Source organism: Streptomyces sp. GQ60 (genome assembly GCF_059758875.1).
This window is the reverse complement of the sequence record NZ_JCAXEG010000004.1, coordinates 247,395-269,259: the sequence shown is the minus strand read 5'-3', so window position 1 is coordinate 269,259 and position 21,865 is coordinate 247,395. Positions and strand designations below refer to the sequence as shown.

At 72.2% G+C, this 21,865-nt stretch carries 18 protein-coding genes; 4 read left to right on the top strand and 14 right to left on the bottom strand.

Features of this window, described 5'->3' with window-relative positions; translation table 11 throughout:
- Window positions 1-50 precede the first annotated feature (50 nt).
- From AC6CKD_RS12730 to AC6CKD_RS12685, 10 genes are all read right to left on the bottom strand, one after another.
- On the bottom strand, window positions 51-1,340 hold the full coding sequence (locus tag AC6CKD_RS12730; protein WP_498327240.1) for an ATP-grasp domain-containing protein: 1,290 nt from the start codon (window positions 1,338-1,340) through the stop codon (window positions 51-53).
- Window positions 1,337-2,635, bottom strand: a complete 1,299-nt coding sequence (locus tag AC6CKD_RS12725) for an amidohydrolase (protein ID WP_498327239.1) — start codon at window positions 2,633-2,635, stop codon at window positions 1,337-1,339. The genes AC6CKD_RS12730 and AC6CKD_RS12725 overlap by 4 nt, the downstream gene beginning before the upstream one ends.
- 13 nt (window positions 2,636-2,648) lie before the next feature.
- Window positions 2,649-4,034: an MFS transporter gene (locus AC6CKD_RS12720; RefSeq protein WP_498327238.1), complete on the bottom strand. Its 1,386-nt coding sequence runs from the start codon at window positions 4,032-4,034 to the stop codon at window positions 2,649-2,651.
- Window positions 4,015-4,752 (bottom strand): hypothetical protein, encoded by a 738-nt coding sequence (locus tag AC6CKD_RS12715; RefSeq protein ID WP_498327237.1) that lies wholly within the window; start codon window positions 4,750-4,752, stop codon window positions 4,015-4,017. Before AC6CKD_RS12715 ends, AC6CKD_RS12720 begins: the two co-directional genes overlap by 20 nt.
- 75 nt (window positions 4,753-4,827) lie before the next feature.
- Window positions 4,828-6,162: a diaminobutyrate--2-oxoglutarate transaminase family protein gene (locus AC6CKD_RS12710; protein ID WP_498327236.1), complete on the bottom strand. Its 1,335-nt coding sequence runs from the start codon at window positions 6,160-6,162 to the stop codon at window positions 4,828-4,830.
- 14 nt (window positions 6,163-6,176) lie between these two features.
- Window positions 6,177-8,579, bottom strand: coding sequence for a carbamoyltransferase HypF (gene hypF / locus AC6CKD_RS12705; protein WP_498327235.1), 2,403 nt, complete (start codon window positions 8,577-8,579; stop codon window positions 6,177-6,179).
- 22 nt (window positions 8,580-8,601) lie between these two features.
- Complete coding sequence (gene hypE, locus AC6CKD_RS12700; protein ID WP_266908658.1) at window positions 8,602-9,627, bottom strand: hydrogenase expression/formation protein HypE; 1,026 nt, start codon at window positions 9,625-9,627, stop codon at window positions 8,602-8,604.
- Between the two features lie 43 nt (window positions 9,628-9,670).
- Window positions 9,671-10,255 carry a cysteine hydrolase family protein gene (locus AC6CKD_RS12695; protein ID WP_498327234.1) on the bottom strand — a complete coding sequence of 195 codons (585 nt, stop codon included), beginning with the start codon at window positions 10,253-10,255 and terminating at the stop codon, window positions 9,671-9,673.
- A gap of 383 nt (window positions 10,256-10,638) precedes the next feature.
- Window positions 10,639-11,220 carry a GNAT family N-acetyltransferase gene (locus AC6CKD_RS12690; protein ID WP_498327233.1) on the bottom strand — a complete coding sequence of 194 codons (582 nt, stop codon included), beginning with the start codon at window positions 11,218-11,220 and terminating at the stop codon, window positions 10,639-10,641.
- A gap of 161 nt (window positions 11,221-11,381) precedes the next feature.
- Complete coding sequence (locus AC6CKD_RS12685; RefSeq protein ID WP_498327232.1) at window positions 11,382-12,185, bottom strand: hypothetical protein; 804 nt, start codon at window positions 12,183-12,185, stop codon at window positions 11,382-11,384.
- Between the two features lie 401 nt (window positions 12,186-12,586).
- On the opposite strand from AC6CKD_RS12685, the gene AC6CKD_RS12680 reads away from it, so the two are divergent.
- Window positions 12,587-13,462 (top strand): helix-turn-helix transcriptional regulator, encoded by an 876-nt coding sequence (locus AC6CKD_RS12680; protein WP_498327231.1) that lies wholly within the window; start codon window positions 12,587-12,589, stop codon window positions 13,460-13,462.
- A 61-nt stretch (window positions 13,463-13,523) separates the two neighbouring features.
- Here the strand turns inward: AC6CKD_RS12680 and AC6CKD_RS12675 are convergent, their stop codons facing one another.
- Window positions 13,524-14,534: an EamA family transporter gene (locus tag AC6CKD_RS12675; RefSeq protein WP_498327230.1), complete on the bottom strand. Its 1,011-nt coding sequence runs from the start codon at window positions 14,532-14,534 to the stop codon at window positions 13,524-13,526.
- Window positions 14,535-14,639: 105 nt separating this feature from the next.
- Here AC6CKD_RS12675 and AC6CKD_RS12670 point away from each other — a divergent pair, with 105 nt between their 5' ends.
- Window positions 14,640-15,596 (top strand): LysR family transcriptional regulator, encoded by a 957-nt coding sequence (locus tag AC6CKD_RS12670; RefSeq protein ID WP_498327229.1) that lies wholly within the window; start codon window positions 14,640-14,642, stop codon window positions 15,594-15,596.
- A 10-nt stretch (window positions 15,597-15,606) separates the two neighbouring features.
- The gene (locus tag AC6CKD_RS12665) at window positions 15,607-17,481 is read left to right on the top strand and encodes a glycoside hydrolase family 3 protein (RefSeq protein ID WP_498327228.1); all 1,875 of its coding nucleotides are present in this window, start codon (window positions 15,607-15,609) and stop codon (window positions 17,479-17,481) included.
- Between the two features lie 51 nt (window positions 17,482-17,532).
- Here AC6CKD_RS12665 and AC6CKD_RS12660 read toward each other — a convergent pair whose 3' ends face one another.
- The 3 genes from AC6CKD_RS12660 to AC6CKD_RS12650 form a co-directional block, all read right to left on the bottom strand.
- Window positions 17,533-19,002, bottom strand: coding sequence for a S28 family serine protease (locus tag AC6CKD_RS12660; protein ID WP_498327227.1), 1,470 nt, complete (start codon window positions 19,000-19,002; stop codon window positions 17,533-17,535).
- A gap of 85 nt (window positions 19,003-19,087) precedes the next feature.
- Entirely contained in the window at window positions 19,088-19,501 is a 414-nt protein-coding gene (locus AC6CKD_RS12655) for a hypothetical protein (RefSeq protein ID WP_498327226.1), read from the bottom strand.
- Between the two features lie 71 nt (window positions 19,502-19,572).
- Window positions 19,573-21,204 (bottom strand): aldehyde dehydrogenase family protein, encoded by a 1,632-nt coding sequence (locus tag AC6CKD_RS12650; RefSeq protein ID WP_498327225.1) that lies wholly within the window; start codon window positions 21,202-21,204, stop codon window positions 19,573-19,575.
- Between the two features lie 99 nt (window positions 21,205-21,303).
- Between AC6CKD_RS12650 and AC6CKD_RS12645 the strand changes: the two genes are divergently transcribed.
- Window positions 21,304-21,858, top strand: a complete 555-nt coding sequence (locus tag AC6CKD_RS12645) for an EF-hand domain-containing protein (protein ID WP_498327223.1) — start codon at window positions 21,304-21,306, stop codon at window positions 21,856-21,858.
- The last annotated feature ends 7 nt before the right edge of the window (window positions 21,859-21,865 follow it).

Below are 21,865 nucleotides of genomic sequence, written 5' to 3'. Positions count from 1 at the left end.
GCCCCGAAGAACAGGGGGTGCGAGGGGTGGTACGAGGGGTGCGGTGGGGGTCAGCCCGCGTCGGCGGGCGGGGCCCCGACCGGTACGCAGGTCAGCCGGAAGGAGTTCGCGGACTCGGTGATGGCCGCCTCGACCTCCCGGGTGGTGGCGCCGCGGAAGCGGAAGCGGGTCCCGACGTGCTCGTAGCCGCTGATCGCCGGGGCCGTGGAGCCGACCGGGGCGTGTTTGACGGCGTACGGGAGCCGGCCCGGCCCGGGTTCCCGTACCCAGCCGGCCGCTTCGACCCGGCAGGGGGCGGGGACCGGGAGCGGGAGCAGCAGGTAGCCGCCGACCTCGCCGGTCTTGAGCGGCGGCAGGACCGGGGTCAGGCCGAGCTGGATGTCCACGGCTGCGGCCATCAGGTCGATGCCGTGGACGTCGCGCCAGGTGAAGGGGATCTCCCCGCCGCCCACCCGTGCCCCGCACTCCAGGAAGACCAGCGCGGGTCCGCCGCCGGGCGCCGGGGTGACGAAGGCCTCCAGGTGGAAGACCCAGGGCTGGGAGCCGCCGAGGGCGGGTCCGACCGCGGTGGCGAAGGCCTCGACCGCGTCCAGCAGCGCGGGGTCGTCCTCCTCCACGGAGCCGAGCCAGGTGCCCTGGGTGAAGTCGGCGCAGGTGCCGCCCACGTAGCGGGAGACGGTCCAGCTGCCGAGCGAACCGCCTTCCCACAGGCCGTCGATGTGCAGGATCGGCCCGTCCACGTAGCTCTGCACGAGGTGCGGCTCGGCGGCCAGAGCGGCGGCCAGCCCGCCCGCCCGGCCGGGTGCACCGGTCAGCGCGGCCAGGTCGGCGGCGGAGTCGATCTGGACCACGCCACGGCTGGCGGTGCCGCGGTGCGGTTTGACCACCAGCGGCCAGCCGTGTAACTCGCCGAAGGCGAGCACGGCGGCCGCGTCGGGTGCGGGGGCGAAGGCGGGCACCGGCAGGCCGGCGGCCTCGGCGGTGCGGCACATGGTCAGCTTGTCGCGGAACACGGCCAGTTCGGCGGTGTGCTGGCCGGGGATCGCGAACTCCTCGCGGATCAGCGCGGCCGTGTCCAGGTCCCCCTCGTTGAGGGCGATGAGCCGCGCCGGGGTGCCGAAGCGGGCCACGAGTCCGGCGACGGCCGCGCGGACGGCGGGCAGGTCGTCGGTCAGCCCGACGGTGGTCACCGCGGCGGCGGCCTCCGGCAACGAGGCACGGCCGAGCTCGGTGCTCACGTAGGTGACGTGGGCGGAGCCGTGGTCGAGGTAGTCGGCGTAGTGCGCGTGGGTGTCCCGCCAGCGGTGCAGGACGATGATGTGCGGCCGGTCGGCGCTCATGCCGTCTCGCCCCCCTCGCCCGCGTCGGCGACGGCCGGGGAGGCCGCGAGCCAGGGCAGGGCGGCCGTCGCCATCGTGCGGACGCCGACGGACAGCGCGGGTCCGGCGACCGGCGCGAAGGTGGAGGAGTGGTTCTGCGGGAGCTCGTCCAGCTTGCCGGCCGCGAAGGCCTCGCCGAAGGCCTGCGGGTCGAGGCCGCCGTAGAACCAGTACACGGAGGGGACTTGGGCGGTGGTGGCGAGGATCCCGAAGTCCTCGCTGGCGGTGGTCGGGCCCATCGTCATGACGGCTCCGGCCCCGAAGTGCTCGCGGTGCGCGTCGGCGACCCGCTCGGCGGCCGCCGTGTCGTTGACGGTCATCGGCAGGTGGTAGACGGAGGTGATCTCCGGGTCGGCGGTCGCCCCCGCGGCGGCCGATTCGGCGCGGGCGAGCCGCTCGATGGCCGCGAGGACCTTCTCGCGGACCGGCGCGGAGCTGGTGCGCACGTTGATGCCGAGCTCGGCGGTGTCGGGTATGACCGCGGCGGTGGTGCCGGCGTGCAGCTTGCCCACGGTGACCACCACCGGTTCCTGGGCGGCGATCTCGCGGGAGACCACCGTCTGGAGCCGCAGCACGAGCGAGGCCGCCATCACCACGGGGTCCACGGCCGCCTCGGGCTTGGAGCCGTGGCCGCCGCGCCCGAAGAGCGTGACGGTGATGGAGTCGGTGGCGCCCATGACCGTGCCCGGCAGGGTCGCGATGAGGCCGACGGGTCCGGGGCCCACGTGCGAGCCGAGGATCACGTCGGGGCGCGGGAAGCGCTCGAAGAGGCCGTCCTCGACCATCTCGCGGGCTCCGTAGCCGCTCTCCTCCCCCGGCTGGAAGACGGCGACGACGGTGCCGCGCCAGGCCCCGCGGTTGCGGGCGAACAGGGCGCAGGACCCGATCAGCGCGGCCACGTGCAGGTCGTGGCCGCAGGCGTGCATCACCGGGACCTCGGTGCCCGATTCGTCGGTGGCCGTCTCGGTGCTCGCGTAGGGCAGCCCGGTGGCCTCCTTGACGGGCAGCGCGTCCATGTCGGCGCGCAGCATGGCCACCGGTCCCTCGCCGTTGCGCAGGACGGCGACCACGCCGGTGCGGCCGACGCCGGTGGTGATCTCCCAGCCGCCCTGGGCGGTGAGCCGCTCGGCGACGAGGGCCGCCGTCCGCTTCTCCTGGAAGGCGAGTTCGGGGTGGGCGTGCAGTTCGCGGTAGTCGGCCTCCAGGGCCGGCATCAGCGCGTCGAGGCCTTCGAGCAGTGCGGTCGTGTCGGTCATAGCGGTGACGTCCTTATCGGGCATGAGGGGTTACGGACGCGGGGTGTTCGCGCACACCCCAGGAGGCGGCCAGCGCCGCCGCGGCGGTCAGTGCGGGCCACCACGGCAGCCAGGCGTTGTGGCCGGCCGACCTCAGGAGCTCCGCGAGCATCGGGAACGTGCCGCCGAACAGGCTGATCGCGGCCGCGGTCGGCAGGCCGACGGCGACGGCGCGCACCGCCGGCGGGAAGAGCTGCCCCGCGAAGACGTTGCTCACCGCGAGCGGGAGGCCCAGCAGGAAGAGCAGGACCACGGTGACGACGGGGACCGGGACCCGTCCGGCGGTCATGGCCGCCAGCAGCGGCACGGTGCCCAGGGCGAGCCCGGCGAAGCCCAGGCGCAGCACCGGCAGGGCGCCGAACCGGTCGGCCGCCTTGCCGCCGCCGAGCATCGCCGCGAGCAGCGCCACCATGCCGAGGAGCAGTGCGGCGGAGGTCTCCTCCTTGGTGGCGGCGCCCGCGGCGGCCGCGTAGGACGGGAAGTCGACGGTGACGAAGTAGAAGGCGGTGGTGGCCCCGGAGGTGATGGCGAACACCACGGCCAGGCGCCGGAGGTGGGCCCGCAGCACGGGCCAGGGGCTCGGCGCCTTGGTCTTCGGTGCCGCCTTCCCCCCGGCCGCGGTGCCGGCGGTGGCCGCCTTCCCCGTGGCGGCCGTGAAGACCGCGCTCTCCGCCGCCCCGCGCCGGATCCACAGGGCGGTCAGGCCGAGCAGTCCGCCGAAGGCGAAGCCGTAGCGCCAGGCGCCGTCCTCGACCCCGCTCTCCCCGAACACCCCGAGCAGGACGTTCATGACGATGAAGGAGAGCGCGCTGCCCAGCACCACGCCCCCGTAGGAGACCGCGCTGTAGAAGTAGCGGCGCCCGGACGGCGCGGTCTCGGTGACGTACGCGGCCACGCTCGGGTTCTCCGCCCCGACCGACAGGCCCTGCACCAGCCGGGCCCCGACCACCAGGAGCGGAGCCGCCAGGCCGATGGAGGCGTAGCCCGGTACGACGGCCAGGAACAGGGAGCCCGCGGCGATCAGGCCGACGGTGAGGGTCAGTCCGTAGCGGCGGCCGCGGGTGTCGGTGAGCCGGCCGATGAGCACGCTGCCCAGCGGGCGGACCAGGAAGCCGAGTGCGAAGCCCAGGTAGGCGGCGATGAGTTTGGCGGTGGGCGAGGTGCCGGGGAACAGCGCCTCGGCGAAGTAGGGGGCGAGGATCCCGTAGATGGTCCAGTCGTAGGCCTCGACGACCGAGCCGACGGTGGCGGCGGCCAGTTCCCTGCGGGGGCGCCGGGCCGGTGCGGCGGCGGTGGCCGCCGCCGCACCGGTCGCCGGGAGGCCGCCCCGCACGTGGCGGTCAGCCTTGGTGCTGGTCATCTGTTACTCCGTAGACCCTGATCAGTGAGTTGTCCCGGCCGGGGAAGGGCACGGCGTGCAGCCGGACCCCGGTCGCCGGGAGGGCGTCCAGGCCGGTCAGGCCCGTGAGGGCGGGGAGGCCCGCGGCGGCGAGCGCCGCCGCCGCCGGGCCGTTGCCCTCGCGGCTGTCCGTGGCGACGAGGAGCGCGCCCTGCCCGGCGAGCAGCGCCACGGCGTCCTCGGTGAGGTACGGGCCGGCCGCGCGGCCGGTCTGCACGACGACGGCGTGCCCCGCGAGGTCGAAGGGCGCCAGCGCGAGCCGGTCGGCGACCGGCTGTCCGGCTCCGAGGAGCCGGACCAGGACCACGGGAAGGTCCACCAGGCCGGCCAGGCCCGGTGCGGCGCCGCCCGCGCCCGCCGGCCAGGCAGCCCGGGTCGCGGGGCCGGTCAGGTCCGTCGTGGTGCGGGCCGAGCCGGCGGAGCCGGGGGTCCCGGAGTCGGTGTTCCGGGACCCCTTGTGGGGCTCCTGGAGCAGCTCCCGGCGGGTGATCTTCGTACTGCCGACCATCAGCAGCCCGAGGTGGCGGACGATCAGTTCGCCCAGCTCCCCCTCGGCGATGTCGTCGCCGGGGATGTCCAGGCGGAACCCCTGCATCTGCAGGGCGCCTCCGTTGCTGAAGACGACCTCCGCGTCGAAGTCGACCCGCCACTGACGGCTGTTGTTCGTTCCCGTGGCCATGTTTTCCGTCCTCGCGTTCGTGGATCCACAGCTCGGTGGATCCGTGCTCTGCCGTGCCGAGCCGGCCGATCCGGCTCAGGCGCAGTCGATCAGAGCTTTCTCCAGAGCCGCTGCCATCTCGTGGATCTCCTCGCCGGTGATCACCAGTGGCGGGAGCAGCCGGAGCACGGCGCCGTGCCGGCCGCCGCTCTCCAGCAGCAGCCCGTGGTCCAGGCAGGCGCGCTTGATGCGCTTGGCCCGGGCCCCGTCGGCGGGTAGCGACCCGAGCCGGTCGGCCGGGCCCGCGGGGTCGACGATCTCGATGCCCCACATGAGGCCCCGGCCGCGGATCTGGCCGATCTCGGGGTGGCCGGCGGCCAGCCGGCCGAGCAGGGTGCCGATCAACTCGCCCTTGGCGGCGGCCTTTTCGATGAGCCCCTCGGACTCCGTGACCCGCATGGCGGCGAGTCCCGCGACCAGCGCGATCTGGTTGCCGCGGAAGGTGCCCGCGTGGGCTCCGGGCGCCCAGGCGTCGTACTTGCCGTGGTAGAGCAGCAGCGACAGCGGGAAGCCGCCGCCGGCCGCCTTGGACACGAGGACGGCGTCCGGCTCGATCCCGGACTCCTCGAAGGCCCACATGGTGCCGGTGCGTCCGAAGCCGGCCTGGATCTCGTCCAGGACCAGCGGGATGTCCAGCCGGGCGGTGATCTCCCGCAGCCCGCGCAGCCAGGCGGCCGGCGCCGGGATCACGCCGCCCTCGCCCTGCACCGCTTCGACGAAGATCGCGGCCGGTGTGGTGATGCCGCTCTCCGGGTCGGTGAGCAGCCGCTCGATGTAGGTCAGGCCGGCCTGGATGCCCGCCTCGCCGCCGATTCCGAAGGGGCAGCGGTAGTCGTAGGGGTAGGGCAGGTGGTGGACGTCCGGCATCAGGGAGGGCACGGACTCCTTGGCGCCCAGGTTGCCGGTGAGCGCGAGGGCGCCCGCCGTCATGCCGTGGTACGCGCCGTGGAAGGAGATCACCGTCCGGCGGCCGGTGGCGATCTTGAACAGCTTGATGGCGGCTTCGGTGGCGTCGGTGCCCGCCGGTCCGCAGAACTGCGTCTTGAAGGTGTCCGCCATGGTGCCCGGCAGCCGCGCGTACAGCGCCCTGAGGTACTCGTACTTGGCCGGGGTGGTCAGGTCCAGTGCCTGCTGGACCTGACCGGAGGCGAGGTACTCCCCCACCGCGGCCAGTACGCCGGGGTGGTTGTGCCCCAGGGCGAGGGTGCCCGCCGCGGCGAGGCAGTCCAGGTACTCGCGGCCGTGGCCGTCGCGGATCCGTGCGCCGTGGCCTTCGGCGAGGAGCTTGCCGAAGGCGCTGGCGTAGGTCCGGGCGCCCGATTCGCGCGCCTCGACGAAGGTGTACATCTCGTCCGGCGTGAGGGTGGTCACGTCGTCACTCCTCTTCAATTCCTCAGGCGTGAGCGGGCGTCCGCGACCATGACCTGGCCGAGGGCGATCCCTCCGTCATTGGTCGGGACGAGCCGGTGGACATAGGTGTCGAAACCGTCGGCGGTCAGCCCGGTCAGACAGTTGAGCAGCAGGAACTCGTTGAGGAACACGCCTCCGGACAGGGCGACCTGGTTGACCCCGGTCTCCTCCCGCAGGGCCTTGCAGCGCTCGCGCACCATCTCGACGACGGCCGTGTGGAACCGGCGGCTGATCCGGTCCACGGGCAGTCCGGCGGCGATGTCGGCGGCCATGGCCCGGATCACGGGCCGCGGGTCCACCTCGGTCAGCCCGTCCGCCCCGTAGGCCCCGAAGCGGTACGAGGCCTGCGGCTCCGGGGCGGCGTCGCGGTCGAGCAGCCCCTCCAGCTCGATCGGGCCCTGGGCCTCGTACTCGGCCTTGGCGCAGACCCCGGCGAGGGCGGCGGCTCCGTCGAAGAGCCGGCCCATGCTGGAGGTGGGCGGGGAGTTGATCCCGCGGGCGGCCATCGTGGCGAAGACCTGGCGGCGCTGCTCGTCGAGGGCGGCGAGGGCGGGGAAGCCCGCCAGGGCCCGGTCCCCGTCCCCGTCGAAGGCGTCCAGGGCGAGCGCGTACCCGGTGCGGATGGGTTCGCGTACGGCCTGGTCCCCGCCGATCAGCGGCAGGCCGCGCATCCGGCCGACCCGGCGGTAGGCGGCGAAGTCCCCGAGGAGGAACTCCCCGCCCCAGACCGTGCCGTCCTCGCCGTAGCCGAAGCCGTCGAAGATCACGCCGAGGGTCGTGCCGCTCACGTGGTTCTCCGCCATGCAGGAGGCCATGTGGGCGTGGTGGTGCTGGACTTCCACGGTCGGGAGCGCCGGGCCCGCGCCGTCGTCGTCCAGGGCGGCCCGGGTGGAGCGGAACTGCGGGTGCATGTCGTGCGCCGTGACCTCCGGCTTGAGCGCGTAGAGCTGCGCCAGGTGCCGGGCGGTGCGGTGGTGCGCGGCGAAGGTCTCGTCGTTCTTGAGGTCGCCGATGTGCTGGCTGAGGAAGACCTGGGAGCCGTTGGTGAGGGCGACGGTCGTCTTCAGTTCGGCGCCGAGGGCGACCACGGGGACCACCTCGCGGCCGACGTCCACCGGGTACGGGGCGTAGCCGCGGGCCCGGCGGATGAACTGGAGGAGCGGTTCGTCCAGTTCGGGGTGGTCGGAGAGGCGGACCACCGAGTCGTCGACGCGGATCTCGATGTCGCGGTCGTGGTAGAGGATCACGTCCGCGATCTCGAAGAGCTGCTCCAGTGCCTCTTCGTTGCGGTAGGCGATGGGGTAGCCGGAGATGTTGCCGCTGGTGGCGACGAGCGCTTCGAGGCCGGGCTCGTCCAGCAGCAGGTGGTGGTGGGGTGCCGAGGGCAGCATGATCCCCAGGTTGGGGTTGCGCGGCGCCACGGACTCCGGGAGGGAGCCCGCCCGCTTGCGGGCCAGCAGGATCGGCCGGGCCGGCGAGCGCAGGACGTCGATCTCCGCCTCGGAGAGCTCCACCAGGCCCTGCGCCGTGGTGAGGTCGCGGACCATCACCGCGAACGGCTTGGAGTCGCGGCGCTTGCGGCTGCGCAGCAGCGCCACGGCCTCGGCGTTGGTCGCGTCCACCACGAGGTGGAAGCCGCCGACGCTCTTCATGGCCGCGATCCCGCCGTCCGCGAGGACCCGGGCGGCCCGCAGGAGCGCCTCGTCCCCTTCGGCCGTGTTCCCCTCGCGGTCCTGGAGCAGCAGCCGGGGGCCGCAGTCCGGGCACGCGTTGGGCTGCGCGTGGTAGCGCCGGTCCATCGGGTCCTCGTACTCGTTCTTGCAGTCCGCGCACATGGTGAAGGTGGCCATGGTGGTCATCGGACGGTCGTACGGCAGGTCCTGGATGATGGAGTACCGGGGCCCGCAGTTGGTGCAGTTGATGAAGGGGTAGCGGTGCCGGCGGTCCTTCGGGTCGCGAAGTTCCGCCTGGCAGTCGCCACAGACGTGGGTGTCCGCCGGGAGCAGCGCGGACCGGGCTCCGGTGTGCTCGCTGTGCACGATGGTGAACGGGCCCGCGGGCACGGTGCCGCGGTCCAGTCCCCGGGTCGGCCGGACCTCGTCCACCCGGGCGAGCTCGGGGGCGCGGCCGCTGAGGCCCGCCGCGAACTCCTCCAGGACGGCCACCGGTCCGGACGCCTCCACCAGCACACCCTCGGGGTCGTTGCGAACCCAGCCGGCGAGGCCGAGTTCACGGGCCAGCTTGTAGACGAACGGCCGGTAGCCGACGCCCTGGACCACGCCGGTGACGCGGATGCGCCACTCCTCAACGGCGCTGTTGGTCCTGTCGGCCGTGTCGGCCGCGTCGGGCCGCTCCGTGACGGTCTGCTCGGTGCTCATGGCGGTTACCTCGGTCCCTTTCTCAGCAGAGCCGGGGGAGTTCGGCGCCGAGGAGCTCCTCGAGCTGGGTCTCGCGGCCGTCCTTGTCGCGCAGCAGCACCAGTGCCTCGGTGTCCTCGGAGATCTCGCCGATGGTGACCGCGTGCTTGCCGTAGGGCAGCGAGCGCAGGGCGGCCAGTACGTCGGCCTCCGCCTCCGGGGCCACGAAGACCGCGAGGCAGCCCTCGTTGGCGCAGTGCAGCGGGTTGATGCCGAGCATGTCGGCGGCCATCGCGGTCTCGTGCTGGATGGGCAGGTCGTCCTGGGCGACGCGGATCGTGCGGCCGAGCTTGTGGGCGTACTCGTGGAGCACGGCGGTCAGGCCGCCGCGGGTGACGTCGCGCATCGAGCGGACCGCGCCGGCCTCCACGGTCGACAGGACGGTGTCGACCAGGCCGTTGAGCGGCGCGCAGTCGCTGTCCACGCGCTGTTCGAAGCCGAGGCCCTCGCGGATGGAGAGCAGGTGCACCGTGTGGTTGCCGATGGGGCCGCTGAGGATCACCTTGTCGCCGGGGCGCACGTCGGTCATGGTGAGCGGCTCGCGCTCGAAGACCCCGACGCCCGCGGTGTTCAGGTAGATCTGGTCGGCCTCGCCCTTGCGGACCACCTTGGTGTCCCCGCCGACGATCTGCACGCCGGCCTCGCGGGCGGTGTCGCGGATCGACTCCAGGACCTGGACCAGCTTGGGGATGGGGAGCCCGGTCTCCAGGATCATCCCGAGGGTGAGGTACTTGGGCCGGGCGCCGGCCACGGCCAGGTCGTTGACGGTGCCGCAGACCGCGATCTTCCCGATGTCCCCGTTGCCGAAGAACGGCGGGTCGATCACGAAGGAGTCGGTGGTCATCGCGATGCGGTCGCCCTCGATCTTGAGGACCGCGCTGTCCTCCATGATGCCGACGTACACGTCGCCGAGGGTCGCCGCGATCAGCTGCACCAGGTCCTGGCTCAGCTTCGCGCCGGTTCCGTGGTCGAGGACGATGAATTCGGTGGGATCCACGCTCGTGGTCATGCCTGTTCCTTTCTGGAACGGGGAGGTGTGGGGAGGGGCGTGGTCACGGGGTCTTGATGTTCTTGCGGGGCAGCCCGCCCTCGGCGTCGAGGACCTTGATGACCTCGGCGGAGTCGCTCACCGTGGCGCAGTAGCCCTCCAGCCAGTCCAGGGCGCGCTGCTTGTCGTCCAGGCGGGCCGAGACGACGCAGTCGGACGGGACCCAGATGTTGTAGCCGCGGAAGAACGCGTCGGCGGCGGTGGTCTGGACGCATATCTGCGTCTGCATGCCGGTGATCAGCACGGTGTCCACGCCGAGGGCCTGGAGGCGGTCGTGCAGGTCGGTCTCGTAGAAGCCCGAGTCCTTGCTCTTCTCCATGACGACGTCCTCGGGGGCCAGGAAGGCCTCGATGATGTCGGCGCCGTGGGTGCCGCGCTGGACCGGGAGGTAGCCGTCGTAGCGCTCGGCGTTCGGGTCGTCCGGGTCGTTGACGAGCTGCAGGTGGAAGATGTGGTGGCCGCGGCTGCGCATCTCGTCGAGGAAGCCGGTGAAGTGGGGGGTCGCGGCCTCGACGGCGGCGACGCGCTCCGGGTTCTTCTCGACCAGTTCGTACTGGAGGTCGTTGGTCAGTACGGCGATCTTGGACATGGCTGTGCCCTTCGGTGGAGTGGGGTGGTCCCGGAGCCCGGCCGGCGCACGTCGACGTGCGCCCCGGCGGGCGGTGGGTCAGCTGAGAGCGGTGGTGGGGCGAGGGTGCGCACCGGCCGGTCGGCCGCGAAGGGCCGTGGCGCACGGGCGGATCGGCCCGGCGGCGGTGTACGGCGTGCTCGGTACGGCGTGCTCGGTACGGCGTGCTCGGTACGGCGTGCTCGGTACGGCGTGCTCGGTACGGCGTGCTCGCTGCGCGGGGGCCTGCGCGGCCGGTTCGGGCGGCGCGGCGGTCAGGAGGGGCGCGGGTGCGGGTGCGCGGGACGTACGTCAGGCGTGGTGCGCGTACGGCGTGCTACGCGTACGGCCTGCTGGTGGGGACGTCAGCCCGCGACCGCGACGCGGTCGGAGTCGACCTCGTGCAGCCAGGTGCCGGTGGCCTCGAAGTGGGCCGTGATGTCGGCGAGCCGGGCGTGCATGTAGAAGCCGGTGACGGGGCGGCCGTCGGCGCGGGCGTAGTCGGGCAGCCGGCCGTATTCGCGGAAGCCCAGGCGCTGCCAGAGCACGGAGGGGCCGTCGTCGCGGACTTCGAGGGTGATGACGTCGCAGCCCATCTCGCCGACCTTGCGCAGGGCCTCGGCCCAGCCTTCGAGCAGGAACTGCCCGCGGTAGTCGGGGGCCACGACGCAGCGGCGCATCTCGACGATGTGGCGCCGGGCGGGCAGCGGGGCCCGGGCGAGCGTCACCATGCCGACGATGCGGCCCTCGTCGGTGCGGACGTGGAGGAGGTCGACGGCGCCCTTGCGCAGGTCGGCCTCGAAGGCCCGCATCAGGGGCAGGCCCTTCTCCAGGCCCACCGGTTCGTAGAAGCCGAGGGTCATCTCCTTGACCGCGACGGCGTCCATCAGCTCGATCATTTCGCGCATGTCCTGTTCGGACAGCTCGCGAGGCCATGAATAGTGCATCGTCTTCCTTGGTGAGTAGACGGGTGGAGCAGCCGGACCCCGGACATCGCGGCGCGGCCCCGTGGGGGCTGTGCGGCACATCTGGAACGCAATGCCCGGGATCGCCGGACTGCGGGAGTGTCGGCCCATCAAGACGTCACCGGCAGGTGTGGGCCGGTCGGTCAGACCGAAGCGGTGGCCTTCGTCTGCAGGTTGGTCTGTACGGCGGCGGCCGGTGCGGCCTGGGTCAGCAGCGAGGCGTCGGCGCCGGCGCCGAGCACGGTGGCCGCGTAGACCTCGACGAAGTAGGACACGAACAGCGAGTTGATCTTGATGAGGTGATCGACGAAGCGCTCCTCGTCGGCCTCGTCCTTGATGACGCGCATGATGAGGTTCCAGACCATGTCGACGTGGTCGTCGTCCTCGTCGAGGGCCAGGTGGGCGCGGGCGCCCTTGGTGTTGGCGGCGCCGACGTGCTGCTCCATGATGTCGAGCCAGTCGGGCTGGGTCTTGCCCGCGATGTACTCCAGGTAGAACCCGCTGATCATCGCGGCCAGCGGACCCTCGGTGGCCATCGTGTAGTAGAAGTAGCCGTTGAGCAGCTCGGTGGCGAAGGTCGGACGGATCGCGTAGATCTCCTCGTCCGTCATGCCGACCTTGTGCAGGTCGCCGGCGAACATGCGGTCGTGGCGGCCCTCTTCCGCGCCGTACATGCCCCACTCCTTGCAGAGCTGCGGGTCGCGGGTGGCCCAGTAGTTGGCGATGAGCGGGTCGACGGCGCGCTTGAGGCCGATCCGGATCATCGTCTCGACGTTGTGCCGCTTGTACAGCTCGAGGTCGAACTTCTCCTTGTCCAGCATCCCGTCGGCGCCCGCGCTGCGCTCGTAGAAGTCCCGCTCGAACTTCAGCAGGAGTTCGTCGACGCGCTTGCGGAAATCAGGGCGCTGCAGGTTGGAGTACGTGTTGTACGACTTACTACGAGGCATCTCATCCCCAGCCGAGATCGTTGGCTACCTGACCCGGACCAGTGGCGCCGGCGAGGTTCGCCGCACCACTAGTCGACGGGGCGAGGAAGACGGTCACCGAGAAAGTTGCCGCAATGGCGATGAGGAAACTCGCTATACGTGGCATGCTTGCCTGCCCCTCAAGATGGCTTGCGGTCCGGATCAGCTTCGGCCTCATCCTGTCGCTCGTACTACATCCGGAGCCATCCCTTTCTGGGATCATGTTGCCGCTGGCGAAAACATGACAGGGGGATGAATTGAACACAATCAGACAAGTCCACCCTTTTCCCGTGCCCCGGCTCACCCCTGCCGGAGACCGTCTCTACCGGTTCTGTACACAGACACCGGGAACAACGTGCGATACGGCCTCCGCGGCCCTCGGCATGACCACCGAGGACACAGAGGCGGCCGCGGCCTCCCTGGAGTCCCTGGGACTGCTCGGCAAGTGCCCCGTGACCGAGATCTACACCCCGTACCCCGTGGACCACGCACGCATCAAGGTCCTCAACCCGGCGCAGCACAGCCTGAACGAGACCCAGACCTTCCTCGATCAACTACGGGGCGACTTAGACCTGTTGACCCTGACGACGGCACACCTGAAGGACGACACGGCACTGGAGTTGGTGCCGGGCGTGGGGGACGTGCGCAAACTCATCGCCGGCCTCGCGGTCGGCTGCCGCACCGAGGTCATGACCTCCCAGCCCGGCGGAGCCCGGGACACGGAGGTGCTCGAGGAGAGCATGGAACGCACCGAACGACTGCTGGAACGCGGCGTACGGATGCGGACCCTGTACCAGCACACGGCCCGGTTCAGCCCGGCCACCGCCTCCTTCGTCGGGCGGGTCGCACCGCTCGGCGCAGAGGTGTGCACGCTCGCGCACGGCTTTCCGCGCTGCATCATCTTCGACAAAGAAGTAGCGATCTTGCCGCTCTCGGACGGATCCCACGGTGCGGCAGTATCGAAAAACAGCCACCTTGTCTCATTTCTTGTGGAGGCATTCGAGCGGGCCTGGAGCGCGGCGGAGAAATTCACCTCGGACGACGACCGGCCCGCACGCGCAGCGATTACCTCCGATATTCAGCAGACGATCGTCTCGCTGCTCATTCAGGGTGAATCGGACAACCGAATAGCTCATGTCGTCGGTATATCGTTGCGCAATTGCCAGCGTCACATCGCAAACATCATGAAGAGCATCGGAGCCCGCAACCGGCTGCACGCCGGATATCTGCTGGGCAAGGAGCCTTTCAACGGCGTCTGAGCCCGCGGCCGCCCGCGCCGCGCAGGTGCGGCCCGGCGTCCGGGAGCCTGCCGCGTTCCCGCTAGCGACCGCCCGCGGCCGGAAGCGGAACCGATCCGGGGTCGGCCGCGGGCCCGGCCGCGGCCCCGGGCGCGGACGCCGCCGGCTCGGGCCCGGACGCCGCCGGCTCGGGCCCGGACGCCGCCGGCTCGGGCCCGGACGCCCCGGCGGGGCGGGGCTTCGACGGCACCAGCGAGGTCACCGCCACGCCGCCGACCAGCAGCACGGCCGCCACCCAGCGCAGCCCGCTCACGTCCTCCCCCAGCACCAGCGCCGCCGAGCTCATCCCGAAGACCGGCACCAGCAGCGAGAAGGGGGCCACCGAGGAGGCCGGATAGGTGCGCAGCAGGAACCCCCACGCCCCGAAGCCGAACACCGTGGTGATCCAGGCGAGGTACACGATGACCCCGACCCCGCTCCAGTCGAGCCCGCGCAGCGCCGCCAAGTCCCGCTCAGGGCCCTCCAGCAGGAGCGAGAGCCCGGCCAGCGGCAGCACCGGCACCACGCTCACCCACACCATGAAGTTCAGCGCGTCGGGCGGGGACGCCTTGCGGGTCAGCACGTTGGACACGCCCCAGCACGCGGCGGCCGCGATCACCATCGTGAAGCCCAGCACCGGCCCGGAGGCGCCCTCGTCCACGGCGGCCACGGCGATCCCCGCGAAGGCCACGGCCATGCCCGCGATCCGCAGCAGGCCCGGCCGCTCCTTCAGCACGACCGCCGCGAACACGGCCGTGAACACCGCCTGCGCCTGGAGGACCAGCGAGGACAGCCCCGCCGGCATCCCGTTGTCCATCCCGGAGAACAGCAGCCCGAACTTCGCGATGCCGAGGACCACGCCGACCGCGATCACCCACTTCCAGGCCACCTTGGGCCGCCCGACGAAGAACACCGCCGGCAGGGCCGCGACCAGGAAGCGCAGGGCGGACAGCAGCAGCGGAGGGAAGGATCCGAGCCCGAACTCGATGACGACGAAGTTGAAACCCCAGACCGCGGCCACGAGGACCGCGAGGGCAGTGTGCATGGGTCGCATGATCCGAGCATCGGCCCATCAACCGTTTAGCACCAGCACAGATGTCTTCAGGGTCGGATGTAGCAATGCTTCATCCAGCGACCCGCCGGGCCTAAGCTGACCGGCATGCTCGACCTCTCCAGGCTGCGCGCCCTGCACGCCGTCTCCGTCCACGGCTCGGTCGGCGCCGCCGCGGCCGCCCTCGGCTACACCCCCTCCGCCGTCTCCCAGCAGATCGCCAAGCTGGAGCGGGAGACCCGCACCACCCTGCTCGAACGCCACGGCCGCGGGGTCGCCCTCACCGAGGAGGCCAAGCTGCTGGCCGCGACGGCCCAGCAGCTGATGGACATCTCGGAGCAGGCCGAGACCGCGCTGGAGGAGTCCCGCGGCCAGCCCATCGGCCGGCTGCGGGTCGCCGCCTTCGCCTCGGCGGCCCGCGGCCTGCTCCCCGAGGTCCTCGCCGACCTGGCGCACCGTCACCCGGCCCTGGAGGTACGGCTCACCGAGATCAATCCGCACCTCTCGATGGACCTGGTCTCGCGCGGGGTCACCGACCTGGCCGTGACCCACGACTGGGACATCGCCCCGCTGCCCGCCCCCGAGGGCGTGGAGCAGGCGGTGATCGGGGACGACCGCTGCGACCTCCTCGTGCCCGCCGGGCACCCCTTCACCTCCCGCTCCGTCATCCGCCGCTCGGACCTGGGCGGCCAGCGCTGGGTCTGCCAGCCGCCCGGCCGGGTGTGTCACGACTGGCTGGTACGGACCCTGCGCACGGCCGGGTTCGAGCCCGACATCACGCACGTCGCCGAGGAGAACCACACCATCGTCGCGCTGGTCGCCGCCGGGCTCGGGGTGGCCGTCGTACCGCGGCTGGGCACCGGGACGCTGCCGCCCGGCGCGGTGGCCGTACCGCTGGAGCCGGGACCCGTACGCCGGGTGTACGCCCTGTGGCGGACCGGGGCGGCCCGCCGGCCGGCGATCACCGAGGCCGTACGGACCCTGCGCGAGCACTGGCCCCGGGTCGCCCCCCGTCCGGGGGACTCCGCGAGTGTCCGCCGCTCCGGGGACCCGGCCCCGCAGTAGGGTCCGGCGCGTGCCGAACCACGCCTCCCGCCGGACCCTGCTCACCGTGGCCGCCGTGGCCGCCGTCACCGCGGCGGGGGCCGCGTCCACCGCGGTGGGCACCGCCCCGAACCCCGGCGGCCCGGCCCCCGACGACCCCCGGCCGGGCGACCGCGCACCGGGACGCACCCCGGCCCCCCGGCTCCGGCCGCGCGAGACGATGGCGCGGATGAGCCTGGCCGAACTGGTCGGGCAGCTCTTCGTATCGCGGGCGTACGGGCATTCCGCGACCGAGCCCGACCCCGAGGACGCCGCGCTCAACCAGCGGCTGTTCGGGGTGCGCACCCCCGCCGAGCTGGTCGCCCGCTACCACCTCGGCGGGATCGTCTACTTCGGCTGGGCGCACAACACCCGCTCCCCGCGCCAACTCGCCGAGCTGTCGGCCGGGCTCCAGCGGGCGGCCGCCGGCTCGGGCGCGGGCGTCCCGCTGCTGCTCTCCATCGACCAGGAGCACGGCGCCGTGGCCCGCGTGGGCCGGCCCGCGACCCTGCTCCCGGGGGCCATGGCGCTGGGGGCCCTGGCCCTGGGGACCGGCGGGTCCACCGCCGAGGCCCGCCGGGCCGCGCGCATCGCGGGCGCCGAGCTGGCGGCCATGGGCATCCGGCACAACTACGCCCCGGTGGCCGACGTGAACGTCGACCCCGCCAATCCCGTCATCGGCGTACGGTCCTTCGGCGCCGACCCGCACGCCGTGGCGGCCCTGGTCGCCGCCCAGGTCCGCGGCTACCAGGGCGCCGGGGTGGCCGCCACCGCGAAGCACTTCCCCGGGCACGGGGACACCGGGACCGACAGCCACGTCGGGCTGCCGATGATGAAGCACACCCGGGCGCAGTGGGAGGAGCTGGACGAGCCGCCGTTCCGGGCGGCCGTGGAGGCGGGCGTGGACGTGGTGATGACGGCGCACATCGTCTTCCCCGCGCTCGACCCCTCGGGCGATCCGGCGACCCTCTCCCGGCCGATCGTCACCGGGATCCTGCGCGAACGCCTGGGCTTTCGCGGGGTGGTGGTCACCGACGCCCTCGACATGGCCGGGGTCCGCCAGAAGTACGGGGACGACCGGGTCCCGGTGCTGGCCCTGAAGGCGGGCTGCGACCAGCTGCTGAACCCGCCGGACCTGGGGCTGGCCGTCCGCAGCGTGCTGGCGGCCGTGGAGTCCGGGGAGCTGACGCGGGCCCGGATCGAGGAGTCGGTGCTGCGGATCCTGGAACTGAAGTCCCGCCGGGCCCTGTTCGGCGCGGCCGCGCAGCCGGCGACGGAGGCGGCCGGGGCGGCCCGGGCGAGGGACGCGGTGGACGCCGTGGTCGGCATCCCGGCGCACCTGGCGGCCGCCGGGGAGATCGCGGACCGTACGACGACGCTGCTGGCCAATCCGGTGAAGCTGCTGCCGCTGGATCCGTCGGCCCGGCCGCTGCTCCTGGTCACCGGCACCGACCCGGTCTCCCCCACGGGTACGACGGGGCCCCCTACCGCGGTACTGGCCCGGGAGCTGTCCGCGCTGGGCTGCCGGGCGACGGCCCTGCCGCCCGGCCGCGCGGTGGCGGCCGCCCCCGGCAACGCGGCCGTGCTGGTGTGCACGTACAACGTCCCCGAGGGCGAGAGCCCGCAGCGCGAGCTGGTCACCCGGCTGCAGGCCACCGGGGTGCCGGTGGTCCTGGTGGCGATCCGCAACCCCTACGACCCGGCCCGGCTGCCGGCCTGCGCGGCCGAACTGGCCACGTACACCTGGACGGACCTGGAGCTGCGGGCGGCGGCCCGGGTGGTCACCGGGACCGTACGCCCCACGGGGCGCCTGCCGGTCCCGGTGCCGGGCCGCTACCCGCTGGGCCACGGGCTGGCGTACGGGTAGTCCCCGTACCCCCTCCCGCGGCCGAGCGGGTCGTCCTGTGGAGCTGTGGAGCTACCGGCGCAGCATCGGCTCGCGCTCGATGTCGCGCTGGTCGAGCTGCGCGTCCGGCGCGGCCAGCGGCGCGGCCTTCGCCGCACCGGTGGGCGCGGTGGCCGGGGCCACTCCGGCCCACTGCAGGATCTTCTCGGTGGCCAGTGCCTTCTCGGCCTCCATGAGCTTGGAGACGTTGGCCCCGTGGTTGGCGCCCGGAGCGGTCATCACGTAGCTGTCGCGGGCCCCGTAGCCCAGGCGGAACGGTTCTGCACCCCAGGGGTCGTTCTGCCCGTTGACGAAGAGCATCTGGTGCGCGTTGTTCTTCACCCAGGTGTCGATGTCCCGCATGGCCGCCGGTTGGAAGGTCATCGGGATGTCGCGGGGCACGAAGTTGCGCGGCGGCTGGTAGCCGTAGCGGCTCAGGTCACCGAGGTGGGGCTGCTTGATGTCGGGGGAACCGAGCTGGGTGCCCGCCTGGTAGTAGTACGGGGTGTAGGTCTGCAGGCCCTGGTCGGCGTAGGCCGAGAACCCGGAGATCGCGTCGATCGTGTCCCAGATCTCCTGGTCGCTCGCGGTGGCGGCGGCCGGGATGGCGGCGCAGTCGGCGAGCAGGCTGTACTGCCAGAAGGCCCACACGTAGTCGAGCACGACGGCCTCGTAGGCCTTGTCGAGGTTGCCGACGGTGGTGAAGGTCCAGCCGTTCTCGGCGGCGGCGGCCGCGTACTTGGCCTCCAGCGGGACGCGGCGCACGAGCGCCTCGCGCTGCACGGCGTTCAGCCTGTCGCGGCACTCCTTGGTGCCGACCGTGGCGAAGAACCGGTCGTAGGCCGAGTCCTCCTTGTTCACCACGTCGTTGGGGGCGACGTACGCGACGACGCCGTCCATGTCGCGGGGGTAGAAGCGCTCGAAGTAGGTGGCCGTCATGCCGCCCTTGCTGCCGCCCGTGGACAGCCAGTTCTTCTTGTAGACCTTCTTCAGGGCGGTGAAGATCCGGTGCTGGTCACTGGCGGCCTGCCAGATGTCCAGGTTGGCCCAGTTGGCCGGGTCGGGCCGGGAGGGAGTGAAGAACCGGTACTCCATCGACACCTGGTTGCCGTCGATTATGGTCGTCGGCTCGCTGCGGCGCGGGTTGGTGTTGACGTTGTAGCCGGAGGTGAAGAACACCGTGGGCCGGCTGACGTCCTTGTGCAGCAGGGTCAGGCGCTGCTTGAAGGTGCCCTTCCACGGGGCGCGGTGGTCGACCGGCTGCTCGTAGTTCAGTACGAAGAAGCGGTAGCCGGGGTACGGCTTCTCCTCGATCAGGCTCATCCCCGGGATCGCGAGGATCCGGTCCTTGATGTCTTCCGTGGCGGCAGTGGCATCCATTGCGGTGGCATCCGTTGCGGCGGACGGTTCCGCGGCGGTGGCCGCTTGCGCCGTGGTGCCGGCCGCACCCATGGTGCCGATCAGCACCACGAGCGACAGCAGCCATCCGAGCTTCTTGCGCATTCACACTCCCCATTGGGTTCACGTCGGTCGCCGTGAACCTAGCCGGGAGAACATGGGGCTGAACAGACCTAGTTGGGCCGCTCCATCAGCAAAGGATCCAGCCGGAGGCGACGGATCCGGACCCGACGCTGCCCTTGACGTACACACAGCGGTTGATCGCGTGGGCGGTGACGGGTCCGGCGTAGCGGGTGAACTGACCCGCGTCGCGCACCGGGTAGCCGCCGCGCGGCTGGATGCTCACCGACATCGCCCGCCGCCGGCCGGGCTCCCGGGCGACCGCCACCGCGCAGGCCCGGTCGCGGGTCTTGTACACGCGCACCTCCCCCGTGGAGAACGGCAGCGTCCGCACCAGGTTCCCCGCGCACCCGCCGGTCGCCGCCTGCGCCGGCTGCGCCGCCATCAGTCCGGCCGCGCCCAGCCACAGCGTCACCGTGACCACCACGGTACGGGCGGCCCGTCGCCCGTTGCGGTTCCGCGCCTTCAACACCCTGTCCCCCATCGGTCGTACGTACAACGTGCGCACGTTCGTACGACGCCCGACCCCCTCGAATGGTTGCGTGGAACGAGGAATCAGCCCGTGGGGCCCGCCGGGCCGGTCGGTGCGCCGGGGTCCGCCCCGCACGCCGCCGCGTGGTCGAAGACCGACTCCCGCGGCCGGACCAGGGTGGCCACGGCGATCGACTGGAGGTGGGTTGTGCGCACGGCGGGCAGGTTGGCCTCGCCGAAGATCCCGCCCGTCGCTCCCGTGCCGCCGTTGTACGGGATCCCCGGCAGGCAGCCGATGTGCGAGTCGTTGACCTTCAGCATGCCGCCGTTGACAACCTCCTCGCAGAACCGCTCGACGACCCGCTCGTCCCGGGTCCACAGGGAGTTGCGCAGGCCGTAGCGGTTGGAGTTGAGGAAGCCGATGGCCTCCTCCAGCCGGACCGGCTCCTCGGGTACGACCACGCACAACAGCGGGAAGAAGGTCTCCTCGCGAAAGGCGCGCAGCCGGGCGGCCCGGGCCAGCCCGTCCACCCGGACGACCGCCGGGCGGATGAACGGCCCCGCCGCCGCCGGCTCGTCGTCGACGTCCACGAACTCCCCGCCGCACAGCAGCTCCCCGCCGGCCGCCAGCACCTCCCCGAGCACCTCGGTGAACTCCGCCCGCTTGACCACCGGGCTCAGCACCGTGCGCGGATCCTCCGGCGGCCCGGGCCGGATCTCCCGCACCTGCTCCACGAGCTCCTTCAGCAGCCGGTCGGCCACCTCCGGGTGGACGATGGCGAACTTCGGGGTCATGCAGATCTGCCCGGAGCCGTAGTACCGCTCGCACAGGGCCCGCGCGGCGAGATCGGCCTCGGCGTCGTGCCACACCAGCACCCCGTCGTTGCCCGACAGTTCGAGTACGGGCTTCTTCCCCGCGGCCACGCACTCCCGCTCCAGCTTGAGGCCCTGCTCGGACCCGCCGAAGAAGACCAGGTCGTCGCAGTCGGGGCTGTCCAGCCACTGGCGCACCACGGCGCGGGCGTGCGTACAGACCACGTTCAGGGTGCCGGGCGGGGCGCCGAGCCGCTCCAGGAGGGGGGCCACGATCTCCCGGTAGACGAAGCTGACGCCCAGCGGGGCGGTGGGCGGCGCGTTGACGACCAGGCTGTTGCCCGCGGCGAGCGCCAGTACCCCGTAGAAGGAGTTGGAGGTCGGTGCGTTGCGCGGCGGGCTCAGGCACACGACCCCGTCCGGCTTGCGCACCATCCGGGTCCGCCGGCCGGCCGTGGTCCGCTCGGGCTCCCGCAGCCGCCCGGCGAAGTCGGCGACGGAGTCCGGGTGGAAGGAGGCCGCGACGGAGTCCAGCTCCCAGGCGGCCAGCCGTACGGGGTGGCCTTCGGCGACCAGCAGGCCGGTCAGCTCCTCGCGCCGCTCGACGACGGCCCGGTGGATTCCGCGCAGCAGCTCCATCCGGTCCGCGAGCGGGACCGCCGCCCATCCCGGCTGGGCCGCGCGGGCGGCGGCCAGGGCGCGCAGTCCCTGCTCGGGGGCGGACATGGCGACGCGGCCGGCCAGCAGCCGGTCGTCGTACGGCAGGTCCTCGCCGCGCTCCAGCCGGGCCTTGAGCCCGAGCACCTCGTACGGCTCGCGCAGGAGTTGACCCACCCGGGGCCAGTAGATCCAACGGGTTCCGGGCTCCTCGGCGCCGTTGACCCATACCTCGTAAGAGTGCATCCACAACTTCCTAGCGGGATAACGGGAGTTCGTGATCACGCAGGAGATTACGCTAGGTGAGCGAGAGAACTCGCACCGTAGCCGTGGAAGGCACTTGAAATGACGAACGACCTGCTCGACCGCAAGCTGGACCGCGCCTTCGCCCACCTCGACGTCAACGAGGACCAGGTGATCGACGAGCACGACATCATCGGGCTCGGTTCCCGCCTGCTGTCGGCCCTCGGCGAGCCGGCGACCTCGCCCAAGGCGACCCAGGTGATGGGCGGGCTGGTCGACTTCTGGCAGGAGCTCTTCACCGAGCTGGACATGGACCGGGACGGGAAGGTCACGCCCGAGGAGTACAAGCAGGGCATGAGGCGCCTGTTCCAGGACGACCGCGCCGCGTACGACAAGTCGTTCCGGCCGATGGCGCACGCGATGCTCCTGGTCGCCGACAAGGACGACGACGGCCGGATCAGCCCCGAGGAGTTCCAGAAGGCCCAGACGGCCTTCGACACGAAGCTCGGCCGCGAGGACACGGAGGCGCTCTTCGCCCGGATCGACGCGGACCACGACGGGTTCCTGTCGGTGGACGAACTCCTCGGCGCGGTGCGGGAGTACTACACCGGCACCGAGGAGGACGCCCCCGGCAACCTGCTCTTCGGGGAGCTCTAGGCCCGCG